19 protein-coding genes and 1 riboswitch are annotated in these 20,448 nt (G+C 37.3%); of the genes, 14 read left to right on the top strand and 5 right to left on the bottom strand.

Going from position 1 to position 20,448, the window contains the following annotated elements:
• Window positions 1-133: 133 nt before the first annotated feature.
• Window positions 134-754: a malonate decarboxylase holo-ACP synthase gene (locus tag ACTH6U_RS13595; RefSeq protein ID WP_434719386.1), complete on the top strand. Its 621-nt coding sequence runs from the start codon at window positions 134-136 to the stop codon at window positions 752-754.
• Window positions 755-934: 180 nt separating this feature from the next.
• Here the strand turns inward: ACTH6U_RS13595 and ACTH6U_RS13590 are convergent, their stop codons facing one another.
• Entirely contained in the window at window positions 935-1,564 is a 630-nt protein-coding gene (locus ACTH6U_RS13590) for a glutathione S-transferase family protein (RefSeq protein WP_434719385.1), read from the bottom strand.
• A gap of 388 nt (window positions 1,565-1,952) precedes the next feature.
• Here ACTH6U_RS13590 and ACTH6U_RS13585 point away from each other — a divergent pair, with 388 nt between their 5' ends.
• The 5 genes from ACTH6U_RS13585 (at window position 1,953) to tehB (ending at window position 6,438) form a co-directional block, all read left to right on the top strand.
• Window positions 1,953-2,510 carry a cytochrome b gene (locus ACTH6U_RS13585; protein WP_434719384.1) on the top strand — a complete coding sequence of 186 codons (558 nt, stop codon included), beginning with the start codon at window positions 1,953-1,955 and terminating at the stop codon, window positions 2,508-2,510.
• A gap of 13 nt (window positions 2,511-2,523) precedes the next feature.
• Window positions 2,524-3,102: a YceI family protein gene (locus ACTH6U_RS13580; RefSeq protein ID WP_441832433.1), complete on the top strand. Its 579-nt coding sequence runs from the start codon at window positions 2,524-2,526 to the stop codon at window positions 3,100-3,102.
• Window positions 3,103-3,304: 202 nt separating this feature from the next.
• On the top strand, window positions 3,305-4,078 hold the full coding sequence (locus ACTH6U_RS13575; RefSeq protein WP_441832432.1) for a topoisomerase IV: 774 nt from the start codon (window positions 3,305-3,307) through the stop codon (window positions 4,076-4,078).
• 277 nt (window positions 4,079-4,355) lie between these two features.
• On the top strand, window positions 4,356-5,435 hold the full coding sequence (locus tag ACTH6U_RS13570) for a linear amide C-N hydrolase (protein ID WP_441832431.1): 1,080 nt from the start codon (window positions 4,356-4,358) through the stop codon (window positions 5,433-5,435).
• Window positions 5,436-5,550: 115 nt separating this feature from the next.
• Window positions 5,551-6,438 (top strand): SAM-dependent methyltransferase TehB, encoded by an 888-nt coding sequence (gene tehB, locus ACTH6U_RS13565; RefSeq protein WP_294103166.1) that lies wholly within the window; start codon window positions 5,551-5,553, stop codon window positions 6,436-6,438.
• Between the two features lie 90 nt (window positions 6,439-6,528).
• Here the strand turns inward: tehB and clcA are convergent, their stop codons facing one another.
• A complete protein-coding gene (gene clcA / locus ACTH6U_RS13560) occupies window positions 6,529-7,932 on the bottom strand; it encodes a H(+)/Cl(-) exchange transporter ClcA (RefSeq protein ID WP_294103169.1) in 1,404 nt (467 codons plus the stop codon).
• Between the two features lie 320 nt (window positions 7,933-8,252).
• Here clcA and hcp point away from each other — a divergent pair, with 320 nt between their 5' ends.
• Both hcp and hcr read left to right on the top strand, forming a co-directional pair.
• A complete protein-coding gene (gene hcp, locus ACTH6U_RS13555; protein ID WP_294103174.1) occupies window positions 8,253-9,905 on the top strand; it encodes a hydroxylamine reductase in 1,653 nt (550 codons plus the stop codon).
• Between the two features lie 76 nt (window positions 9,906-9,981).
• Entirely contained in the window at window positions 9,982-10,986 is a 1,005-nt protein-coding gene (gene hcr, locus ACTH6U_RS13550) for an NADH oxidoreductase (protein WP_441832430.1), read from the top strand.
• Window positions 10,987-11,108: 122 nt separating this feature from the next.
• Here hcr and ACTH6U_RS13545 read toward each other — a convergent pair whose 3' ends face one another.
• Window positions 11,109-11,345, bottom strand: a complete 237-nt coding sequence (locus ACTH6U_RS13545) for a HEAT repeat domain-containing protein (protein WP_294103177.1) — start codon at window positions 11,343-11,345, stop codon at window positions 11,109-11,111.
• A gap of 563 nt (window positions 11,346-11,908) precedes the next feature.
• Window positions 11,909-12,081, top strand: a riboswitch (M-box (ykoK) riboswitch).
• A gap of 73 nt (window positions 12,082-12,154) precedes the next feature.
• Here ACTH6U_RS13545 and ACTH6U_RS13540 point away from each other — a divergent pair.
• Complete coding sequence (locus ACTH6U_RS13540) at window positions 12,155-13,225, top strand: magnesium transporter (protein ID WP_294103179.1); 1,071 nt, start codon at window positions 12,155-12,157, stop codon at window positions 13,223-13,225.
• A gap of 31 nt (window positions 13,226-13,256) precedes the next feature.
• On the opposite strand, the gene ACTH6U_RS13535 is transcribed toward ACTH6U_RS13540, so the two are convergent.
• The gene (locus ACTH6U_RS13535) at window positions 13,257-13,784 is read right to left on the bottom strand and encodes a SprT family zinc-dependent metalloprotease (RefSeq protein ID WP_441832454.1); all 528 of its coding nucleotides are present in this window, start codon (window positions 13,782-13,784) and stop codon (window positions 13,257-13,259) included.
• 128 nt (window positions 13,785-13,912) lie between these two features.
• Here ACTH6U_RS13535 and ACTH6U_RS13530 point away from each other — a divergent pair, with 128 nt between their 5' ends.
• From ACTH6U_RS13530 to ACTH6U_RS13520, 3 genes are read left to right on the top strand one after another with little or no spacing between them, the layout of a single operon-like run.
• Window positions 13,913-14,239, top strand: a complete 327-nt coding sequence (locus tag ACTH6U_RS13530) for an ArsR/SmtB family transcription factor (protein ID WP_294103181.1) — start codon at window positions 13,913-13,915, stop codon at window positions 14,237-14,239.
• 1 nt (window position 14,240) lies between these two features.
• Window positions 14,241-14,678: a YeeE/YedE family protein gene (locus tag ACTH6U_RS13525; RefSeq protein WP_294103183.1), complete on the top strand. Its 438-nt coding sequence runs from the start codon at window positions 14,241-14,243 to the stop codon at window positions 14,676-14,678.
• A 5-nt stretch (window positions 14,679-14,683) separates the two neighbouring features.
• On the top strand, window positions 14,684-15,094 hold the full coding sequence (locus ACTH6U_RS13520) for a DUF6691 family protein (RefSeq protein WP_294103185.1): 411 nt from the start codon (window positions 14,684-14,686) through the stop codon (window positions 15,092-15,094).
• 160 nt (window positions 15,095-15,254) lie between these two features.
• Here ACTH6U_RS13520 and metK read toward each other — a convergent pair whose 3' ends face one another.
• A complete protein-coding gene (gene metK, locus ACTH6U_RS13515) occupies window positions 15,255-16,406 on the bottom strand; it encodes a methionine adenosyltransferase (RefSeq protein ID WP_294103187.1) in 1,152 nt (383 codons plus the stop codon).
• 694 nt (window positions 16,407-17,100) lie between these two features.
• Here metK and speA point away from each other — a divergent pair.
• Window positions 17,101-19,005, top strand: coding sequence for a biosynthetic arginine decarboxylase (gene speA / locus ACTH6U_RS13510; protein ID WP_294103190.1), 1,905 nt, complete (start codon window positions 17,101-17,103; stop codon window positions 19,003-19,005).
• Window positions 19,006-19,103: 98 nt separating this feature from the next.
• The gene (locus ACTH6U_RS13505; protein WP_441832429.1) at window positions 19,104-20,096 is read left to right on the top strand and encodes a tyrosine-type recombinase/integrase; all 993 of its coding nucleotides are present in this window, start codon (window positions 19,104-19,106) and stop codon (window positions 20,094-20,096) included.
• The last annotated feature ends 352 nt before the right edge of the window (window positions 20,097-20,448 follow it).

Raw genomic sequence — 20,448 nt, 5'->3', positions numbered from 1 at the left:
TTCAATTTATTGTCAGTAAAATAGGCACTTGTAGTAAACAATAAAATATTGTTATTCAGGTCGTTGTGTTTTTTTTTCTAAAAAATGCATAATAGTGATAGAGCAAGTTGTCATGATAATAAAGGAAGAATAAATGCAAATTATAAACCCTCATGATTTTGTTTGGGTCGGTAGCAATAGCGACGTCCCTATTGAATCACTTCCTGAATGGGTTAAATCTCAGTGGAACAGCCGACTTCCTCTTATTGTGTTTAGGGAAAAAGCTGACGATGGGAAATTAACTGTTTCAATTCGAGGGATACGACCTTCACAACGAGTGACAACACAAATCGATAAATCTGCAATCACGCATATTATGAATATCGAATCTTTAGTGTCTAATTCTATTGAATTACAACGTTCGATGTTTATCGCTTTGCCGCCAGTACAAGTTCTATTACTGATTTCTCAGCATAACTGGCCATGGAAATGGGGTGTTACGGGAAGTTGTGCATATACGTTGGCGACAGATATTCAAAGTATGCTTTCAGATGGCGACCTTGATGTCGTCATTAAATGCCCAACACGTCATCAAAAAGAAGATTTTGCTGATTTTGCAATTAAGGCAAATACCCCTTATTGTCCAATTGATATTTATGTTGAAACGCCAAAGGGTGGTTTTTCTTTAGCCCAATGGTTTAAAAATGATCAAGTGACTTTGCATACTCCAACAGGCAATGTTATGACCGCTGATCCTTGGGATGAAAGCCTATAAAATGCGATGTGGGTAAAGCATAATCAATGTCTGATTGAAAGATGAACTTATTGATTAAATAGTAATTTTGATGTTCGTACAGATGATTTTTTATTCATCAATGAAAACTAGTTGGAAATAGAGTTAAATAGCCGTGTTGTTGTTGACAACGCGGCTATTTTTTAGCTGTTCATTAGGGCGTTAATGAGTAATAGGTGGTTCTTGTAAACTGGCTTGATACCATTCCTGCATAGCAGGAAGAGAGATAACACGCTGAACCCAAAGATTGGCCGTATCATTAACAGGTAGCTGATAGCTACGAATTCGAAATGCAACAGGAGCAAAAAAGGCATCGACAGCGGTAAATTTACTGCCGGCTAACCATGGCCCGCCAAAGGCATCAAGTCCATCTTGCCACAATTGCTGTATTCGATTGAGATCTGCTTGTAATTCTCGTGAAATGGTCTCTATAGGCGATTGCATACTCACATTCATCGCGCATTGCTGGCGTAAAGCGGTAAAACCGGAATGCATTTCTGCACTGGCACTTCGAGCCCATGCTCTTGCTATTTTATCTGTAGGCCAAACTTGAGGGAATTCTTCAGCTACATATTCACAAATAGCTAAGGAATCCCAGACGGTTTGTTGACCATCGACTAAACAAGGCACTAATCCTGTGGGTGAAAAACGGCTGAATTTTTCATGGCTGCTCTTACCGTTTTCGAAGAAACAGAGATTTTCTTCAAATGGAATTTGTAATGTTTTTAGTAATACCCAAGGGCGTAAGGACCATGAAGAGTAGTTTTTATTTGCTATCCAAAGTTTATACATAAGATCAGCCTATAGTGTGATAGGAAAATTAGCATACAATAAGCTAATCTAAAGTGTAATCTGTGTATCTACAAATGATTTTAAAAATTAAATCATAAAGTGATATATTTTAAAATTATAAGTTATATTCAAATTAAATTAATCAACTGATTGTAATATTAGGTTTGTAACTGTTATTTACAAAAATGGATGAATCTTTATTAAACTTTTAGTGTTTTAGCTAGACAAATTTCTATTTTAATCTATTTGTTTATTATGTTGATACTATTTGAATATCTTCAACAAAATATTTGTTTAACTTTGGGATAGGAATATCAGGAAATTAACCTTATCATGGTTACGGTTTTGTTAATTAAATAATTACCCTTAAATCTATATGGTTTTAATTATGCAATGGAAAAATAATACCACCCGTTATGGGCATATCTCTTTGCTCGTACATTGGTTGGTCGCAATCGTCGTATATGGAATGTTTGCCTTAGGTTTATGGATGGTCTCTCTGGGATATTATGACAGTTGGTATCATCAAGCACCTGAGATACACAAGAGTATAGGAATATTACTCTTTATTATTATGGCATTTCGTGTGGTATGGCGATTTATTTCACCTCCACCAAAGCCATTAGCAAGCTATAGTAAATTAACTAAAGTGAGCTCTATTATTGTTCAAATTCTGATTTACATTATTTTGTTCAGTATTTTAATTAGTGGTTATTTAATTTCAACCGCTGATGGGCAACCAATTAGTGTATTTGGTTGGTTTGAAGTACCTGCTTTATTTACTGGAGCAGCGACACAAGCGGATACAGCAGGTGAAATACATTTATATTTAGCCTGGGCAGTTGTTTTGTTATCAGTTTTACATGCATTTGCAGCTTTTAAACATCACATTTTTGATGGTGATATTACTTTAAAAAGAATATTGGGTTTTAATCCCGATAAGTAACGTGGAGAAAGTTATGTTGAAGAAAACGGTTCTTGGTCTGGCATCTGGCGCTTTATTATTAACAGCAGGTTCAGCATTTGCAGCAACTTATCAGTTTGATAAACAAGGTCAACACGCTTTTATTGAGTTTCGTATTCAGCATTTAGGTTATAGCTGGGTTTACGGTAGCTTTAAAGATTTTGATGGTCAATTTACTTATGATGAAAAAGAACCATCAAAAGATAACGTTGAAGTCACGATTAAAACCGGAAGTATCGATACAAACCACGCTGAGCGCGATAAGCACTTGCGTAGTGGTGACTTCTTAAATGCGGCCAAATTCCCAGAAGCTAAATTTGTTTCAACTCAAGTGAAAAAAGAGGGTGAAACGTATAAAATTACCGGTAATTTCACTTTAAATGGTGTGACTAAACCAATTACATTAGATGCGAAATTAATGGGTGAAGGTAAAGATCCTTGGGGTGGTTATCGTGCAGGTTTTGAAGCGCAAGGTAACATCAAGTTAAAAGACTTTAATATAAAGTCTGACCTTGGACCTAAATCACAAGAAGCTGAACTTCTAATTTCAGTAGAAGGTGTTCAAGCGAAGTAATACAATGATTTATATGTAAAAAGCCTTCGGTGTTAACATCGAAGGCTTTTTGCTTTTTCGGATACCAATTACTCTTATTCCTATAGCTCACTAACACAATTGCAGGATAGAATAGCGCCTATAATTTTTATTTCAGGTTATATCATTAATGACTTGGAAATAGTGTTCGTTATTTGTTTTATTAATAAAAGGCAGCGCAATCTTGAATATAAATAGTTCACGTAAAACGGCATTGATTGTCATCATCATTTTCATTGCATTTGCATTCGGTTTTTACTGGATAAGCAAAGATAACAATGTACTTTCAACCGAAAATAATATTGCTATTCACTCAAAAGCTCTTGTTCAAGTGGAAAAAGAGTTGCCTATTATTGCGACAGTTAAAAAAATAAGCCCCGAAACTTATCAAGGTTTCGAGCATTTGATTACTCAGTATGATCCGGATAATGAAGACTTGCGTCGGCAATTATTTGATCAAGTTGTCGGAAGTGTGATGAAACTTGTTTTAGAGCGCATGCCATATGCGTCTGATGAATCGGTTATTAATTTTACATCTAAAGTAAATGACTATTTAAAAGTGTTATTAGAAGAAGAACCATCAGGTAAAACCTGCTTTTATTCTTTATTTCCTCACATGAGAGAAACCGCTGAAATTATTCCACCACAAAAAAGCCAAGCGGTTTTATTAAAACAAATACAAGCTACAAACGAGTTATTAATTTCAAGTGAGGCCGGCGTAAAACAAATATTAATGCCTAAAGCTGAATACAGCAATACATTAGCGACATTAAGGACCGGACTAACTGAAAAATATGGTAATAAAGTATCGATATTAGGTAATTTAAAGGCAGGACAAAAATCACCTGATATGGCTTGTAATATCTCAATCAGTTTCTATGATGAAATTTTAGCAATGCCAGATAATGATAAGAAAGCCTCACTACTGAGAACATTATTTTCCTCAGTGAATAACTAATTGTTCACTGAAAATTATTAAAAATAATGAGGAAGCTTTGCTAAACAGTGAAGCTTCCAATTTTTATTGCTATCAATATAATTTTTTCAAAACCCTCATAAAAAGATGAACTATCATTAATTTACTTAGTGATAGAGCCTTTAAATTATAAATAGCAGTATGCTATCCTCTCGTAAATTGGCGCTATAGAAAATATTTAAATAAACTCAAACACGTTTTCATGGTGTAGTATATTTACCTTAGTAATAAATTAATTTTTCACTATCTTGGAGAAACCATGCAATTAGTCAAAAAAAGCATCGTGACATTATTAACCGTTGCGGCTATCTCTATTCCTGCCATGGTCAGTCAAGCTTGTACCCGAGTTGTTTATCTTGGGGATAATGAGCAAATAATGACCGGACGAACAATGGACTGGAAATATGATATCGGCACTAATTTATGGGTATTTCCTCGAGGTATGGATAGAAACGGTATCGCGGGTCCTAACTCTCTCAAATGGACATCAAAATATGGTAGCGTTATTGCCTCAGGTTATGATATTTCGACTACAGATGGTGTTAATGAGAAAGGATTAGTCGCTAATTTATTATGGCTAGCTGAATCAGAATATCCGCAACTAAATAGTAAACAACCTGCGCTGTCAATTTCGTTATGGGCGCAATACATGTTAGATAATTATGCGACCGTTGAAGAAGTGGTGACTGCATTAGAAAAAATACCATTATTGGTTGCTACGGATAATGTACCGGGACAAGCACGTTTAGCAACGTTGCATTTATCACTATCTGACGCAAGTGGCGACAGTGCAATTGTCGAATATATTAATGGAAAGCAAGTTATTCATCATAGTCGAAAATATCAGGTGATGACGAATTCGCCCGCTTATGAAAAACAGTTAGCGATGCAGGAATATTGGCAAGGTATTGGTGGTACTGTAATGTTACCAGGGACAAATCGCTCAGCCGATAGATTTGCGCGTGCACAATTTTATGTAAATGCTATTCCACAAGAAACTACCGCGAATAAAGCTGTTGCGAGTGTTTTTGGTGTTATTCGTAATGTGTCAGTACCTTATGGATTAACGTCAGAAACCTCCCCTGAAATATCTTCAACACGTTGGAGAACTTTAGTTGACCATAAACGCCAACTTTACTTTTTTGAATCTGCATTAACGCCCAATATTTTTTGGACTGATTTAGCTAAAATCGATTTTTCTAAAGAAACAGGTAAAGTTAAAAAATTAGATTTAGGTGAAGAGCAGAGCCATATTTATTCAGGTGATGCGACCAATAGTTATGTAGATACGATACCATTTGAATTTTTAGGTCTGAGTGCTAAGCAATTGGGCTATTAAGCTAATCTTGATGATACCTCCTGTTGTTTCAGGAGGTTGATTTTAGTCAAATCATTGTTTATTTATCAATGAAAGCTTTGCAGATAAAAAATGAACGGTATAAGATGTATTTAAAATGCAACTTATTGGTGATGATATGAATGAGTTAGTTAGCTATAAAACCATGCCTGTTTGGAATAAAACGTCTCTTCCTTTAATGTTTCAAGAGCGCCATAACACCAAAGAAGATTCTTATGCGCAACTTGAAATCTTACAAGGTTCACTAGATTTTATTATTTTTGGTGAAGACGACAGTGAGCAGCACTTTACTTTTGATGTAAATAACCAACCTCCGATTATTGAACCTCAAGTTTGGCATCGAATTTCTGCTTGTAGTGATGATATGCAATGTCAGCTTTCATTCTTATGTCAGCCAGAACTTAAATTTTTTAAAGAGTATGGATTAACGACACCGCATTCTGAAGTACGTTATTTGTGTGAACAGAAATTATCTACACCATGTAAAACGTTGGATTTGGGTTCAGGTCGAGGCCGTAATAGTTTCTATCTTGCCTTGCAAGGTTATGATGTGACCGCGGTGGATATTAATGAACAGCATATCCAAGCAATTGAGTTTGTGAAAAAGCAGTCAGGTGTTGATAATATTAATACCGCAGTCTATGACATTAATCGCCATCAAATACAGGGTGATTATGATTTAATTATATCGACAGTTGTCTTGATGTTTTTGCAAAGAGATAAAATTGCCAATGTGATTGCTGATATGCAAGATCATACTTTGGCTGGCGGTATCAATGTGATTGTTTGTCCTGTTGAAACTCCCGATGCACCACTAGACTTGGTGCCTTTTAAATGTTTTTTAAAGCCGGGTGAATTGCAAGAATGCTACAAGGATTGGGAAATTTTAAAATATAATGAAAATCCGGGGCATTTACATAAAACAGATGCACAAGGTAATCGAATCAAACTTAATTTTGCTACCTTGATCGCTAAAAAGAAATAGTTTTATTTTCATATAATAACGGGTTGCTATTGGCAACCCGTTATCTATTTAAACATTGCTTTCAATAAAATAATACTGTTCCGTATTCAGCTAGTTTGTTGTCGAAGAACTTGTTGCAGTTGGCTTTTGTTGAGCGCTACGCTGAAGTGTTCTTTCGAGTAAGACGGAGTAAAGCGGTCTTCCCCCTAAGAATTGAGCGACTATTGTTGCGCCGATACAGGTAATAATCATGGGTAAAATGAGTTGGTAATTACTGGTCATTTCAAGAACTAAAACAATTCCGGTGAGAGGTGCTCGTACCGTCGCCGCAAATAGAGCCCCCATACCCGCAATAGCAAAAGTGCCGACTTCAATAGGGTATTGTGGAAAGAGCGTCAAAACGGTATAGCCATAAATCCCACCAAATAAAGTCCCTAAAGCAAGTAATGGCGAGAAAATTCCGCCTGGTGCCCCAGAGCTGAAACTGATTGTTGACGTGAGAAAACGAAGCGCAAAAAATACTAACAAAATGGTGACCGTAAAACTGTTAGCGACCATTTGATAGATGACGGAATAACCACCACCAACAATCTCAGGGGTATAGACGCCAATCGCACCACAGGCTCCACCAATCAATCCACCCATTAAAACAAAGCGCGAGATTTTATTTTGATAAAAGGCGAGGAATTTCGTCTGTAGGAATAATAAAAAGCGATTGAAGCAAATACCGACAACACCAAATAACATACCTAAAATTAAATATAGCCATAAGGTATTTAGTGGTGCAGATGAAAATTGCCCAATATTTAATAGTGCTGCATCCCCATTAATCATCCTAAATACGATAGTCGCTGTGACTGCGCCAATAAATACTGCTTTGATGGAGATTAAGCTGTATTTAAATTGTGGGCGCATTTCTTCGATGATAAATAAGATCCCCGCAAGAGGAGCGTTAAATGCAGTTGCAAGGCCAGCGGCAGCCCCAGAGGCTAATAATGTGTGACGTGATTCATTATCTTTAAGACGAAAAATATCATAAAACATCTGGCTAATATTGGCACCAAGTTGCACTGTAGGTCCTTCACGTCCAAGCACCATACCTGAGCCTAGCGTACCTAAACCACCGATAAATTTAACGGGGATCACTCGCCACCATCGAACAGGGCGAAGATCTTGTAATGCCCCTTCAATTTCAGGAATACCTGAGCCTCCGGATTCCGGTGAGAAACGTCTCACTAAATAATAACCTATCATGGCAAGCACAGCAGAGACGACAAACATCGTTGGTACTATTAACCATTTATGGGTAACAAATTCGCCGACTGAATGAATACGATAATGGCTAATCCATGTTGTCCCTAACATAAATAAGGAGCCGATAAGCCCAACCGTAGCACCAATAACAGCAGCTAAGATAAGGATTTTAATGGGGGTTTTATCAGATTCTTTTAATCGTTTAAGTATTCCGAAACGGATTTTTATCGTGGATTTGCTTATCGAATTGTCCTGTTTCATCTTTAATTGACTCTCTTTTTACGATTAAATAACAATAGCTTATGATTACAGTATAGCAAGAGGAATGATAAATCCCATCATAGGGAAATTATACTCTAATGAATAGACATTATATTTTATTAATAAGTGATAATAAATTCTATAAATAGAAAGAGTATTGGGCAATATCATACTTTTTGTATTGATAATAGTTCTCATTAATATAAAACATTAGCTTAGATCAATAAACTGTCAAATAGCCTTCAAATCTACTTTTTTATTCCTAGGAAAGGGGTAACCTTAATGTTGTATATAAAATGCAACTTTAAAGGGCGAATAACATGTACTGTGTGCAATGTGAACAAACAATGAAAACCCCAGTGGGTAATGGCTGTGCATACGCGCAGGGTATGTGCGGTAAAACAGCAGAAACATCTGATCTACAAGACTTATTAGTTGCTGTATTACAGAGCTTATCAGCAAGCGCAGTGACTGCACGTGAACTTGGTATTATTGATCATGATGTCGATAGCTTTGCACCACTCGCATTTTTCTCAACACTCACTAACGTAAATTTCGATTCAGAACGTATTATTGGTTATGCGCGTGAAGCCATTTATTTTCGCGATAAATTAATCAAACAATGTCAGTCCGTAAATAGTGCGATTGTATTTAATCATCCATTGATAAATCTCCAATTAGATGGCACCGATATCCCAACACTACAAAAACAAGCAGCACAATTTTCACTGGATATTGATAAAGCGCAAATTGGTGAAGATATTCATGGTTTGCGGATGCTATGTCTATATGGCCTAAAAGGTGCAGCAGCCTATATGGAACATGCCCATGTATTAGGTCAATATGATAATGATATATATGCTCAATATCATGAGATTATGGCCTGGCTAGGCACATTACCTGCTGATATGAATGAGTTACTCGATAATTCCATGGCGATTGGTCTGATGAACTTTAAAATCATGGAAATATTAGATGCAGGGGAAACCGGAGAGTTTGGTCATCCAGCACCGACGGAAGTTAATGTTCGTCCTGTTGCGGGCAAATGTATTTTAATTTCAGGTCATGATTTAAAAGATCTGAAAATGCTATTAGAGCAAACCGAAGGCAAAGGTATTAACATTTATACCCACGGTGAAATGTTACCTGCACATGGTTATCCTGAACTTAAAAAATATTCACATTTGGTGGGTAACTACGGAAGTGGTTGGCAAAATCAACAAGTGGAATTTGCTAAATTCCCAGGCTCAGTATTAATGACTTCAAACTGTATTATTGACCCAGATGTTGGACAATATAAAGATAGAATTTGGACTCGTAGTATTGTTGGTTGGCCTGGAGCGAAACACTTAGTAGGTGATGATTTCACACCAATGATTGAGCAAGCATTGGGTATGTCGGGCTTTCCATACACAGAAATAGAACATAAAATCACCGTTGGATTTGGTCGTCAAACTTTGTTAGGTGCGGCTGATACTGTGATTGATTTAGTTTCACAGAAAAAATTACGCCATGTATTTTTAGTTGGCGGTTGCGATGGTAGCCGTGGTGAAAGAAGTTATTACACTGACTTTGCTCGTAGTGTTCCACAAGATTGTTTAATTCTTACTTTGGCATGTGGTAAATATCGTTTTAATAAATTAGATTTCGGTACTTTAGAAGGTTTGCCGCGTTTGCTTGATGTTGGGCAATGTAATGATGCATATTCTGCCATTATGTTAGCTGTAAATTTATCTGAAAAATTGGGTTGTGGAATTAATGATTTACCCCTGAGTTTGATATTATCTTGGTTCGAACAAAAAGCGATTGTTATTTTATTAACACTATTAGCGCTTGGCGTTAAAAACATTTATACCGGCCCTACTGCGCCAGGATTTTTAACCGAAAACTTATTAAATGTGTTAAATGAAAAGTTTGGCATGCGTAGTATTACGACAGTTGAACAAGATCTTGCTGAGATTTTACCTGCATAGTTATTTATATGTTGTTATTAACTAATATATCGTTATGAGAAAAGGGGAGTTTTCTCCCCTTTAAAGGAGTAAAGGGATGACAATGCCAAGTAATTTATGTCCGAATAGAATGCAAATTCATTCTATAATTAAAGAAACATCGGATGTTTGGACAATTAATTTAATTAATCATGATTTTTATACTTATTCACCAGGGCAATATGCATTGGTTAGTATAAAAAATAGTGAGGATGTCATGCGTGCCTACACCCTTTCTTCATCGCCGGGAAAAAGCCGCTTTATCTCTATTACTGTAAGACGATTAGACGATGGTGTTGGTTCAAATTGGTTAACTCGTGCGGTAAAACCTGGGGATTATCTTTGGCTTTCTGAAGCGCAAGGGGAGTTTACTTGTGCGAATGTCAACAGTCATCAGTATTTGATGCTAGCCGCCGGTTGTGGCGTGACACCGATTATGTCGATGACCCGTTGGTTAATGGCTAATCGCCCTGAAACAAATGTTAAAGTTTTATTCAATGTCCGTGATGCTCAACAAGTCATTTTTGCCGAAGAGTGGCAACAGCTAACAAATATTTATCCAGATAGACTGCAACTTTGTATTATGGCAGAGAATCCAGATAACGGGGGTATTACTGAAGGTCGTTTGAATGAAGAAAAACTAAAAGTATTAGTACCTGATATTGCTTCAAGGGTTGTGATGACCTGTGGCCCAGTTCCTTATATGAAAAATGCGCAGAAACTTGCAGAAAATCTGAGTGTACCTGCGGAGCATTTTTTTATGGAACGCTTCTCAACTGAACCAGAAGCAGTGAATAACGAAGATGTATTAACGCTTAAAATTCGCCACCGATTAATCGATTTTAAAGTGCCCGTTGGTACATCATTGCTAAGTGCATTAGAACAAAATAAACAGCCTGTCATTGCTGCATGTCGTGCCGGTGTTTGTGGTAGTTGTAAAACAAAAGTGTTATCGGGTAATTATACGACAACGAGTACAATGACATTAACTCAAGATGAAATAGATGCGGGTTATGTTTTAGCTTGTAGCTGCCAATTACAGAGTGATGTTGAAATCGCTTGAGTAAAGATAATAAAAGTAGACTGTCTCATGGATTAGAACAATGGGACAGTAAATAATATTATTTTATGATTTTTTAATATTAAAAATAACAGTAATAAATATAATTTAATTATTACTCTAAATTAGTGTTCAGGAAATTTCCCTGAAACAAAGTAGATGGATAATTTACTCAATGTATTTATTGCTGAGACAGCAACTTCCTTATTAGGGTCTTGGCATAAGTCAATGATCCGAATAATGGCATCATTATATTCAATTGTCGCTTTAAAATCGCCTAAAGCCGATATCGCTGCAATTTTTATTTCATCATTCATTCGAAATGTTAAGTTTGTTAACATATCGACGATTACTTTATCCATAATAAAATATTCACTGTTAAATTAATTCACATCATTTTAAGTTAAATCTAAAGATATTTAATCCTAAATTAATAGGGTAAATGAAGCTTTTAATTCAAAAGTTATATTTTTAATTGAATATTTCGAACTAAATAATTACGTAAGTATTTATTCTTATAGCATTTAACTCTAAATATGAGTGTGCGTAAATGGATTATATTAATTTTATAGAGCTAAGTAATATAACCACTCGATAAATGAGTTGAGCTTATATTATATAAGGCTTAATTTATGAAAACTTATAATATATTTTTATTATTCTGAGGTTGGCTTATTACCTTTAATAACGTATTAATTTGATTAATGTTTTTTATGATTATGGTGTTTGACTATTAAAGCTATTATGTGTTTTTAATCAATTTTCATAACAAAATTTATTCTGAGTTACATTTTGTTACGTGATGAATCCTTATTACATATTAACTTAAACAAAACATAAACGGCCTAGTTCCATCAGTATAATGACTTATTTAAAAGCTAGTAATTAATCATTAAGTGGGTATAATTTGCGCCGCATCCAAAGTGCAGTAACTCGTTAGGCGAGGCTCCTATACAAACATAGGTTACTGATCTGACGACGTCGAGAGACGCCCAAGATCAGGACAGGATATATCGACCGAAGGTATATCCCCATGTAACTTCCTGTATTAAACAGGATACGTTGTATAGTGCTAAAACCGAGACGAAGAGATAGCAATCGCATTCTCTCATCTGGTTTCGCCCCTATGTGAGTACTGTTTGAGTAACCAACAGTAATAGGGACTAAAAAAATGACATTCACTACCCAGAACAAAGCGGGCACTGTAGCAATTGCACAGTCCGCAGTGAAAAACGTACGTCAAAAAAACAATCATACCCAGCAACCTAAAATTGATGATACAACCGTTAGTGCTTATATGAGCCAATCATATTTGCCAGTTTCGGTTGCTGACTCAATTGCTAGCGTGAAGATTAGTTTAATTGAACACCTCGAAGGCGAACAAATTCCCACTTATTTATTTGTTGTCGATAGCGATAATTATTTAAATGGTATTCTTTCAGTTAAATCATTATTAGCGGCTTCAGAAGATTTATTAGTAGCCGATATTATGCGACACAATTATTTCTCCGTCTCGCCTGAGCAATCTCGTCATGCCGTTTATGATCTGATTAATCATAGTGGTCTAGATATGATACCAGTAGTTCAATTCGGTAAATTGATGGGTGTTTTGCGACCGCAAGATATTGCTGAACTGATTGAAGATGAGAATACGCTTGATGCTCAATTGCAGGGTGCGACAACGCCACTTGATGAACCTTATTTAACCACTAGCCCAGTTACTTTATGGCGTAAACGTGTAGTTTGGTTATTAATGCTATTTGTCGCCGAAGCTTATACAGGTACTGTTTTAAAAGCATTTGAAGAACAATTGGAAGCGGCGATTTCACTCGCATTTTTTATTCCATTGTTAATTGGAACCGGTGGTAATAGTGGTACGCAAATTACCTCAACTTTAGTGAGAGCAATGGCACTCGGCGAAGTGAGTTTACGTAATTTGGGTACGGTGCTGAGAAAGGAAGTTTCGACATCTTTTTTAGTTGCAATCACAATTGGTGGCGCAGCATTGATTCGAGCTTGGATACTAGGTGTCGGCTATGAAGTTACTATTGTTGTTAGCTTAACTATTGTTGCTATTACAGTGTGGAGTTCGATTGTTGCTTCAATTATCCCAATGGTACTGCAAAAATTGAAAGTTGACCCTGCGGTGGTTTCTGCACCATTTATTGCAACATTCATTGATGGTACGGGTCTTATTATTTACTTTGAAATTGCAAAACTTGTGATGACAGAGTTTGCTTAAAGACACGCCCATAATTTAGTGCGGCAGAAGACTAATTTTCTGCCGCAACCTCATTTTCTCTTCGCAAAATTTCCCCGCACTTTTTACACAAATACTGGTTCTCGCCTCGTACCACTTTATTATGTCTTCTAATAGTTAATTCATGATTTGAAGGACATGCGCAATGGTAGGTAAATGTTTTACTTTTTACTGTGCTGACGGAAAAATTATGGGTACGGCTTGGGCTTACTTCAAGCACACTTTGCATCATCCATTTCCATTCATTGCCATGAGGTAAAATACCCTTGCGTCCATAAACACGATAAACCAGTAAATGGGCCAGTTCATGAGGAACAACCTCATCAATAAAGTTATCAGGGTTTTCTATCAATAATATTGGGTTGATACGAATTTCCCATTCTTTGAGATAAGCACTGCCTGCGGTGGTTCCTCGCTGCTTATAGTTAACGATAGGCTCTGGAAATTTTTGTTCCAATTTTTGCTCTGCGAGGGCAATTTTGGCTCGCAGTGTCTGCATGACACGCTGTTGTAAAAAGATAGGGACTCGAATTGTTTTTATCCTATAAATTGTTTTTATTTTATAAATAGTACGCGATGGTAATTATATCTAGCTAGCAATAATTGACATTTAATATATTAAAAAATATATTGTAATTATATATAACATAGCCAATGTTTGTGGGTAATATGAATAATAACACATCAGAAGCACAACTTAGTGCAATGAAACTGGCGGCGATTCAAACCGCGGCGCGTTTAAAAATACTCGGAAATCCTGATCGGTTAATCATATTATGTCAGTTAACTCAGGGGGAAGCATGTGTTAGTGAGCTCGAGGAGACCTTGGGTATTCTACAGCCGACTTTATCACAACAGTTAACGGTATTGCGTAATGAAGCGTTTGTTGTCACACGTCGTGAAGGAAAACGTATTTATTATGCTATTGCAGATGAAAAATTGTTCATATTATTGAACACGTTATATCAACTTTATTGCCCTGTTCAGGAGAAATAAAATGACTATCGATTGGGCTCATTTTACACCTTTGTCGGCTGCACTCGGCGGGGTATTGATTGGTTTAGCTGTCGCATTATTATTGGTTTTTAACGGTCGGATAGCAGGTATTAGCGGTATTTTAGCCGGTATATTGAAACCAATTAAAGGGGATACCGGATGGAAAGTCGCATTTATTTTAGGGATCATGATAGCGCCGTCATTATTCATTTATTTCGCTTATAGTCCAGAGGTTGTGATAACGACAAGTATGCCAATTTTAATTCTTGCCGGCTTATTTGTTGGATTTGGTACTCGTTTAGGTGGCGGCTGCACTAGTGGTCATGGTATCTGTGGTATGGCTAGATTCTCCCGTCGTTCAATAGTCGCAGTACTGATTTTTATGGTTGTGGCTTTTATTACGGTTGCTATCTCTAATAGTTATGGACTAGGGGGATAATAATTATGCCAATTCTTATCGCATTAATTTCAGGTTTATTATTTGGATTAGGACTCATTATTGCAGGAATGGGGAATCCCGCTAAAATCCTCGCTTTCTTAGATATAACCGGTAATTGGGATCCATCTTTGCTGGTGACTATGGCCGTTGCTATGGCGATTAGCGGCATTGCTTTTGCGTTAGTTAAAAAGCGTAAAAGCAGTGTATTAAATTGCCCAATTCAAATTCCAACCAATCAAAAAATAGACGTAAGTTTAGTGACCGGAAGTGTTTTTTTTGGTGTGGGTTGGGGACTTGCCGGTATTTGTCCGGGACCTGCATTATTATTGACTGGAATGGGGATTATTCAGGGTGTTATTTTTACCCTAGCGATGATTGCGGGTATGGCTATTTTTCAATTTAGTCAAAAAAATTAGCTAGATAAATAACGATAATAAAAACATTAAAATAGTTTAGCTGATAGTTTGATATGAGCTAGATAAACAAAAACCCATCCTAGGATGGGTTTTTAGTTGAGCGATAGAATGTTAAATATAGCTCAATAAAACAGTCAATTAAGCGTACTTAAGCAGCGATTTATAAACCCGCGGCTGCACGTAAGATTTCTGCTTTATCTGTCTTTTCCCAAGGGAACAGGGAACGACCAAAGTGACCGTATGAAGCGGTTTGTTGATAGATTGGGTGCAACAAGTCAAGCATTTGAATTAGGCCGTAGGGACGTAAATCAAAGAATTCACGCACTAGCGTAATGAGTTGCTCTTCTGAAACTTTACCAGTACCAAAAGTTTCTACCATAATGGATGTTGGTTCAGCAACACCGATAGCGTAGGACACTTGGATTTCACAGCGATCTGCAAGACCTGCGGCAACAATGTTTTTTGCTACGTAGCGTGCTGCATAGGCTGCTGAGCGGTCAACTTTAGAGGGATCTTTACCTGAAAACGCGCCGCCACCATGACGAGCCATACCGCCGTATGTATCAACGATAATTTTACGTCCGGTTAAGCCACAGTCTCCCATTGGTCCACCAATAACAAAACGGCCTGTTGGGTTAATAAAGTATTTAGTTGCGGATGAAAGCCATTCTGCGGGTAGCACAGGTTTGATGATTTCTTCCATCACGGCTTCATGCAAATCTTTTTGATGAATATCTTCAGAGTGCTGAGTTGATAAAACAACCGCATCAATACCGACAATTTTATGGTTATCGTATTTAAATGTGACCTGACTTTTTGCATCTGGGCGTAACCACGGAAGTGTCCCATTTTTACGCACTTCAGCTTGGCGTTGCACTAAACGGTGAGCAAACGTAATCGGTGCTGGCATTAATACGTCAGTTTCATTTGTAGCATAACCAAACATGATACCTTGGTCACCTGCGCCTTGCTCTAATGGGTTTTCACGGTCAACACCTTGGTTAATATCTGGTGACTGTTTACCAATAGCGCTCAATACAGCACAAGAATTAGCATCAAAGCCCATGTCTGAGCTGGTATAACCGATTTCACGAACGGTTTTACGTGTAATTTCTTCAATATCAACCCAAGCACTGGTGGTGATTTCTCCTCCAACCATTACCATACCTGTTTTGACATAGGTTTCGCAGGCAACGCGTGCTTTCGGGTCTTGTTCAAGAATAGCATCGAGGACTGCATCAGAAATTTGATCAGCAATTTTATCCGGATGCCCTTCTGATACAGACTCAGAGGTAAATAGGTGTGTGGCCATTAGATTGATACCTTAAAAATTCGCAGAATTATAATTGGATGTTTTAACATCTAGACGTCTATTTATCTATTTTAGTATCATACCGTAAAAAATTCTAGCTGTTTTTATATTAAAAACGAAGTGGGGCATAAAATGGCAATTCGCAAAATATTATCTCGATTCATGCAATTTGGTTTTGCATTTTTGGTCTAATAGATGTATAAACTGCGACCGTAACGGATGGTTCTTGTTTCCCGTTATATACCAGCAGAACACACAAGTTATCTGCTATCTATCAGGAATGTTTATAATCTTTTGAATTTCAATGAAAAACATGCTGAAAACACAGCTAAATTGAAGTTTTAAAGTATAAACAGTTATATTGGGGGTTAATGGGCTATGATCCATAATCTACTGAATAACAGTGTCCAACCGTCATATGCGGATCGCCGCGTGACATTGGCTTTTACTTTCCTGTCTTTTTTTACTTCATCACGAAGTTACCGTCACACCTATCTTATGTCCTTAAATTTTAGTCAGTAATTAGCTAAGCTTAAGGGTATATATTGTCACCGTTTAGAAGTTCTAAGCACTTTTAATTTAAATCTGAGTATAGCAATTTCCCTAGCATAACCGCCTAGCGGTATCATGTCTTTGACTGATATTTGACTGGAAAGAGAACGCGTCACTCACCCCTCCATACTAGGAGTTTATAATGAATGATAATATCGCTCGCAAAATGCGCCAGACGTACAACATCGCGTATTGGGGCGGAGGTTACTATCAGGTGAATGAACGCGGAAATGTCTGTGTTTGCCCTAACCCTGAAAGTCCTGACACCGTTGTTGATTTGGCTGAACTTGTTTATCAAGTGAAAGAAGAGCAACAGAGTCTGCGTTTACCTGCACTATTTTGCTTTCCGCAAATTCTACAACATCGTTTACGTTCGATAAACGCAGCCTTTAGGCGTGCCCGTGAGTCGTATGGCTATAAAGGCGATTACTTTCTGGTCTATCCCATTAAGGTTAATCAACAGCGTCGTGTGATTGAATCTCTTGTCAATTCAGGAGAGCCTTTAGGACTAGAAGCTGGCTCTAAAGCTGAACTCATGGCAGTGCTCGCGAATGCGGGACGTACTTGTACTGTGATTGTCTGTAACGGCTATAAAGACCGTGAATATATTCGATTGGCACTTATTGGTGAGAAACTGGGTCATAAAGTTTACCTCGTCATCGAAAAAATGTCCGAAATCGAAATGGTGCTTAAAGAAGCTGAAAGCTTGAATGTAACGCCTCGTTTAGGTGTTCGTGCACGTCTCGCATCTCAAGGTTCAGGAAAGTGGCAGGCGAGTGGTGGGGAAAAATCAAAATTTGGTTTAGCCGCGACGCAAGTTTTGCAGTTAGTCGAAATTTTACGTAATGCGAATCGCTTAGATAGCTTGCAATTATTACATTTCCATCTCGGATCTCAGATGGCGAATATTCGTGATATTGCGACAGGTGTGCGAGAGTCGGCGCGTTTCTATGTTGAGTTACATCGTATTGGCGTCAATATTCAATGTTTTGATGTAGGTGGCGGTCTGGGTGTTGACTATGAAGGCACTCGTTCCCAATCTGATTGTTCAGTTAACTATGGGCTAAATGAATACGCTAATAACGTTATTTGGGCAATTGGTGACGCCTGTGAAGAATTTAATCTACCTCACCCAACCGTTATCACTGAATCGGGTCGTGCTCTTACTGCGCATCACACGGTCTTAGTGTCTAATGTTATCGGGGTAGAGCGTAATGAATTTACGAAAACCTCTGCGCCAAGTGAAGATGCGCCACGCTCACTGATTTCTTTGTGGGAAACGTGGGAATCAATGCAGCATCAAGGTAATAGTCGTTCACTACGCGAATGGTTGCATGATAGTCAATTTGACTTGCAAGAAGCGCATACCCAATATGCTCACGGAGTATTAGATTTAACTCAACGTGCTTGGGCAGAAGAGCTATACCTCAATATTTGTCGTCGTATCCAGCAAGACTTAGATCCAAGCAACCGAGCACATCGCCCGATTATAGATGAGCTACAAGAGCGTATGGCAGACAAATTCTATGTGAATTTCTCTTTGTTCCAATCGCTACCGGATTCGTGGGGTATTGATCAAGTTTTCCCAGTATTACCAATTGAAGGCTTAGATAAACCTTTAGACCGACGAGCTGTCGTACTTGATATTACCTGCGATTCAGATGGCATCATCGACCACTATGTTGATGGCGATGGCATTGAAACCACAATGCCAATGCCAGCTTATGACCCAGAAAAACCACCGATGATAGGTTTCTTTATGATAGGCGCCTATCAAGAAATATTGGGTAATATGCATAATTTATTTGGTGACACCGCAGCGATAGATGTATGGGTAGACAGCCAAGGCAATGCGCGTTACTTACAAAGTGAAGAAGGTGACTCTGTCGCAGACATGCTGCAATACGTCAAATTAGTGCCGGAAGTGCTATTAGAAAGCTTCATTGAGCAAGTAAAAGGCAAAGGTCTGAGTGAGCAGTTACAAAAAGACTTTGTAGAAGAATTTGAAAATGGGTTGTATGGTTATACCTATCTCGAAGACGAGTAATCCAGTACTGAAAGGTTGGGTGCTAATATAGTACCTAACCTTTATTTTCAATGTGTTATGTGAATATTCGCGTGCTGATGGTAAATCAAGGGGCACCAATGGCACATGTACATTTCATGTATATTTCATGTAATTCTCGTGGTTATTATATTTGGCAAAAGTCATATGTAGGAAAGCTAATTCGATTTGACTTGAGAACTAGAGATCTACAAATCGCTCATAAACGTTCAAAAATTATACTTAGTACTTTTCATCGATTAAAAAGAGAATGTAGCGATATTGATGAAATAAGAGCACATTTAATGAATGAGCGAGATATGTTCATCGAACAAGAGATCCATTTAGAAGCAAACTACATTCACTGGGTTAATAGTGGTAATTTACCCAATAGACAGCCGTATGATGGGGGTTTTCAAGCTAAAAGTCATAAAATTAGCCAAGTTTTTGATGAATGGCACAACGAAATGAAATCTGAATGGAGACCATTAACATTTAAAGGTAACAGGGCTGCGGTTGATTACTTAATTAGCCTATATGGTGATACTGATATTCAGTCATTTGACAAATCAAAGGTAGCTAGTTTTAAAAAAGCTTTAAAGAATAAGTATAAGTCTGAATTCTCTAGCCAATCCATGTTTAAGAAAGTATCTGCTCTTTTTAGCTTTGCCACTGATAAAAGGGATTATATTACTAAAAATCCATTTAGTAATATGGGATATAAAAAGATTAAAAAAATTAACCCTAGAATCTCTGTATCCACTGAATCACACAAAAAAGTACTTGAACTTATAGAGCACAAATCTCATCTGTGGTGGCTTATACAGGTATTATATTACACAGGTATGAGAGTGACCGAATGTATACAGCTAACAGAGCAGGATTATGTATACATTGCAGATAAAGGACAAAAGATAGCTTGTATAAGTGTTAATGATAGGGATGGTAAGAGGATTAAAAATTCAAGTAGTATAAGAACTATACCAATTCATAAAAATTTACTTCAAAGCGGAATTATGGATGAGAAGCCAGTATTTCCATGGGCTGTTCATAATCCAGTATCTAATGCTGTAGCAAACCTATTTAAAAAATAGATGAAAAGCATAGCCCACATGACTATCGATACGCTATGAGTGATAGGCTAAGAGATATATCAGACCTCCCCGACCATATAAGGTTTAGCATACTTGGTCACAGTAGTAGTACTATGACTGATAGCGTATACAGAGGGAAAGAGCCTATTTTTCTGATGAAAGAAGCCATTGACCGAACTTAGCCATGTTGTTCCAACATAGCTAAGTTTTTACCATCAGCACGCGAATATTCACATAACACATTGAAAATAAAGGTTAGGTACTATATTAGCACCCAACCTTTCAGTACTGGATTACTCGTCTTCGAGTACTATCAGTACTGGATCCTAATCCAAAAAAATTAGTTATTACA

Source organism: Providencia sp. (genome assembly GCF_052096715.1).
Taxonomy (GTDB): Bacteria; Pseudomonadota; Gammaproteobacteria; order Enterobacterales; family Enterobacteriaceae; genus Providencia.
This window is presented reverse-complemented; position numbering and strand designations above follow the sequence as displayed.

Coding starts and splice junctions, on each gene's coding strand:
- ACTH6U_RS13590 (WP_434719385.1), bottom strand. CDS start 1,564: ATGTATAAACTTTGGATAGCAAATAAAAACTACTCTTCATGGTCCTTA.
- hcp (WP_294103174.1), top strand. CDS start 8,253: ATGTACTGTGTGCAATGTGAACAAACAATGAAAACCCCAGTGGGTAAT.
- ACTH6U_RS13530 (WP_294103181.1), top strand. CDS start 13,913: ATGAATAATAACACATCAGAAGCACAACTTAGTGCAATGAAACTGGCG.
- ACTH6U_RS13580 (WP_441832433.1), top strand. CDS start 2,524: ATGTTGAAGAAAACGGTTCTTGGTCTGGCATCTGGCGCTTTATTATTA.
- clcA (WP_294103169.1), bottom strand. CDS start 7,932: ATGAAACAGGACAATTCGATAAGCAAATCCACGATAAAAATCCGTTTC.
- tehB (WP_294103166.1), top strand. CDS start 5,551: ATGCAACTTATTGGTGATGATATGAATGAGTTAGTTAGCTATAAAACC.
- ACTH6U_RS13595 (WP_434719386.1), top strand. CDS start 134: ATGCAAATTATAAACCCTCATGATTTTGTTTGGGTCGGTAGCAATAGC.
- ACTH6U_RS13505 (WP_441832429.1), top strand. CDS start 19,104: ATGGCACATGTACATTTCATGTATATTTCATGTAATTCTCGTGGTTAT.
- ACTH6U_RS13585 (WP_434719384.1), top strand. CDS start 1,953: ATGCAATGGAAAAATAATACCACCCGTTATGGGCATATCTCTTTGCTC.
- metK (WP_294103187.1), bottom strand. CDS start 16,406: ATGGCCACACACCTATTTACCTCTGAGTCTGTATCAGAAGGGCATCCG.
- ACTH6U_RS13545 (WP_294103177.1), bottom strand. CDS start 11,345: ATGGATAAAGTAATCGTCGATATGTTAACAAACTTAACATTTCGAATG.
- ACTH6U_RS13525 (WP_294103183.1), top strand. CDS start 14,241: ATGACTATCGATTGGGCTCATTTTACACCTTTGTCGGCTGCACTCGGC.
- ACTH6U_RS13570 (WP_441832431.1), top strand. CDS start 4,356: ATGCAATTAGTCAAAAAAAGCATCGTGACATTATTAACCGTTGCGGCT.
- ACTH6U_RS13520 (WP_294103185.1), top strand. CDS start 14,684: ATGCCAATTCTTATCGCATTAATTTCAGGTTTATTATTTGGATTAGGA.
- ACTH6U_RS13540 (WP_294103179.1), top strand. CDS start 12,155: ATGACATTCACTACCCAGAACAAAGCGGGCACTGTAGCAATTGCACAG.
- speA (WP_294103190.1), top strand. CDS start 17,101: ATGAATGATAATATCGCTCGCAAAATGCGCCAGACGTACAACATCGCG.
- hcr (WP_441832430.1), top strand. CDS start 9,982: ATGACAATGCCAAGTAATTTATGTCCGAATAGAATGCAAATTCATTCT.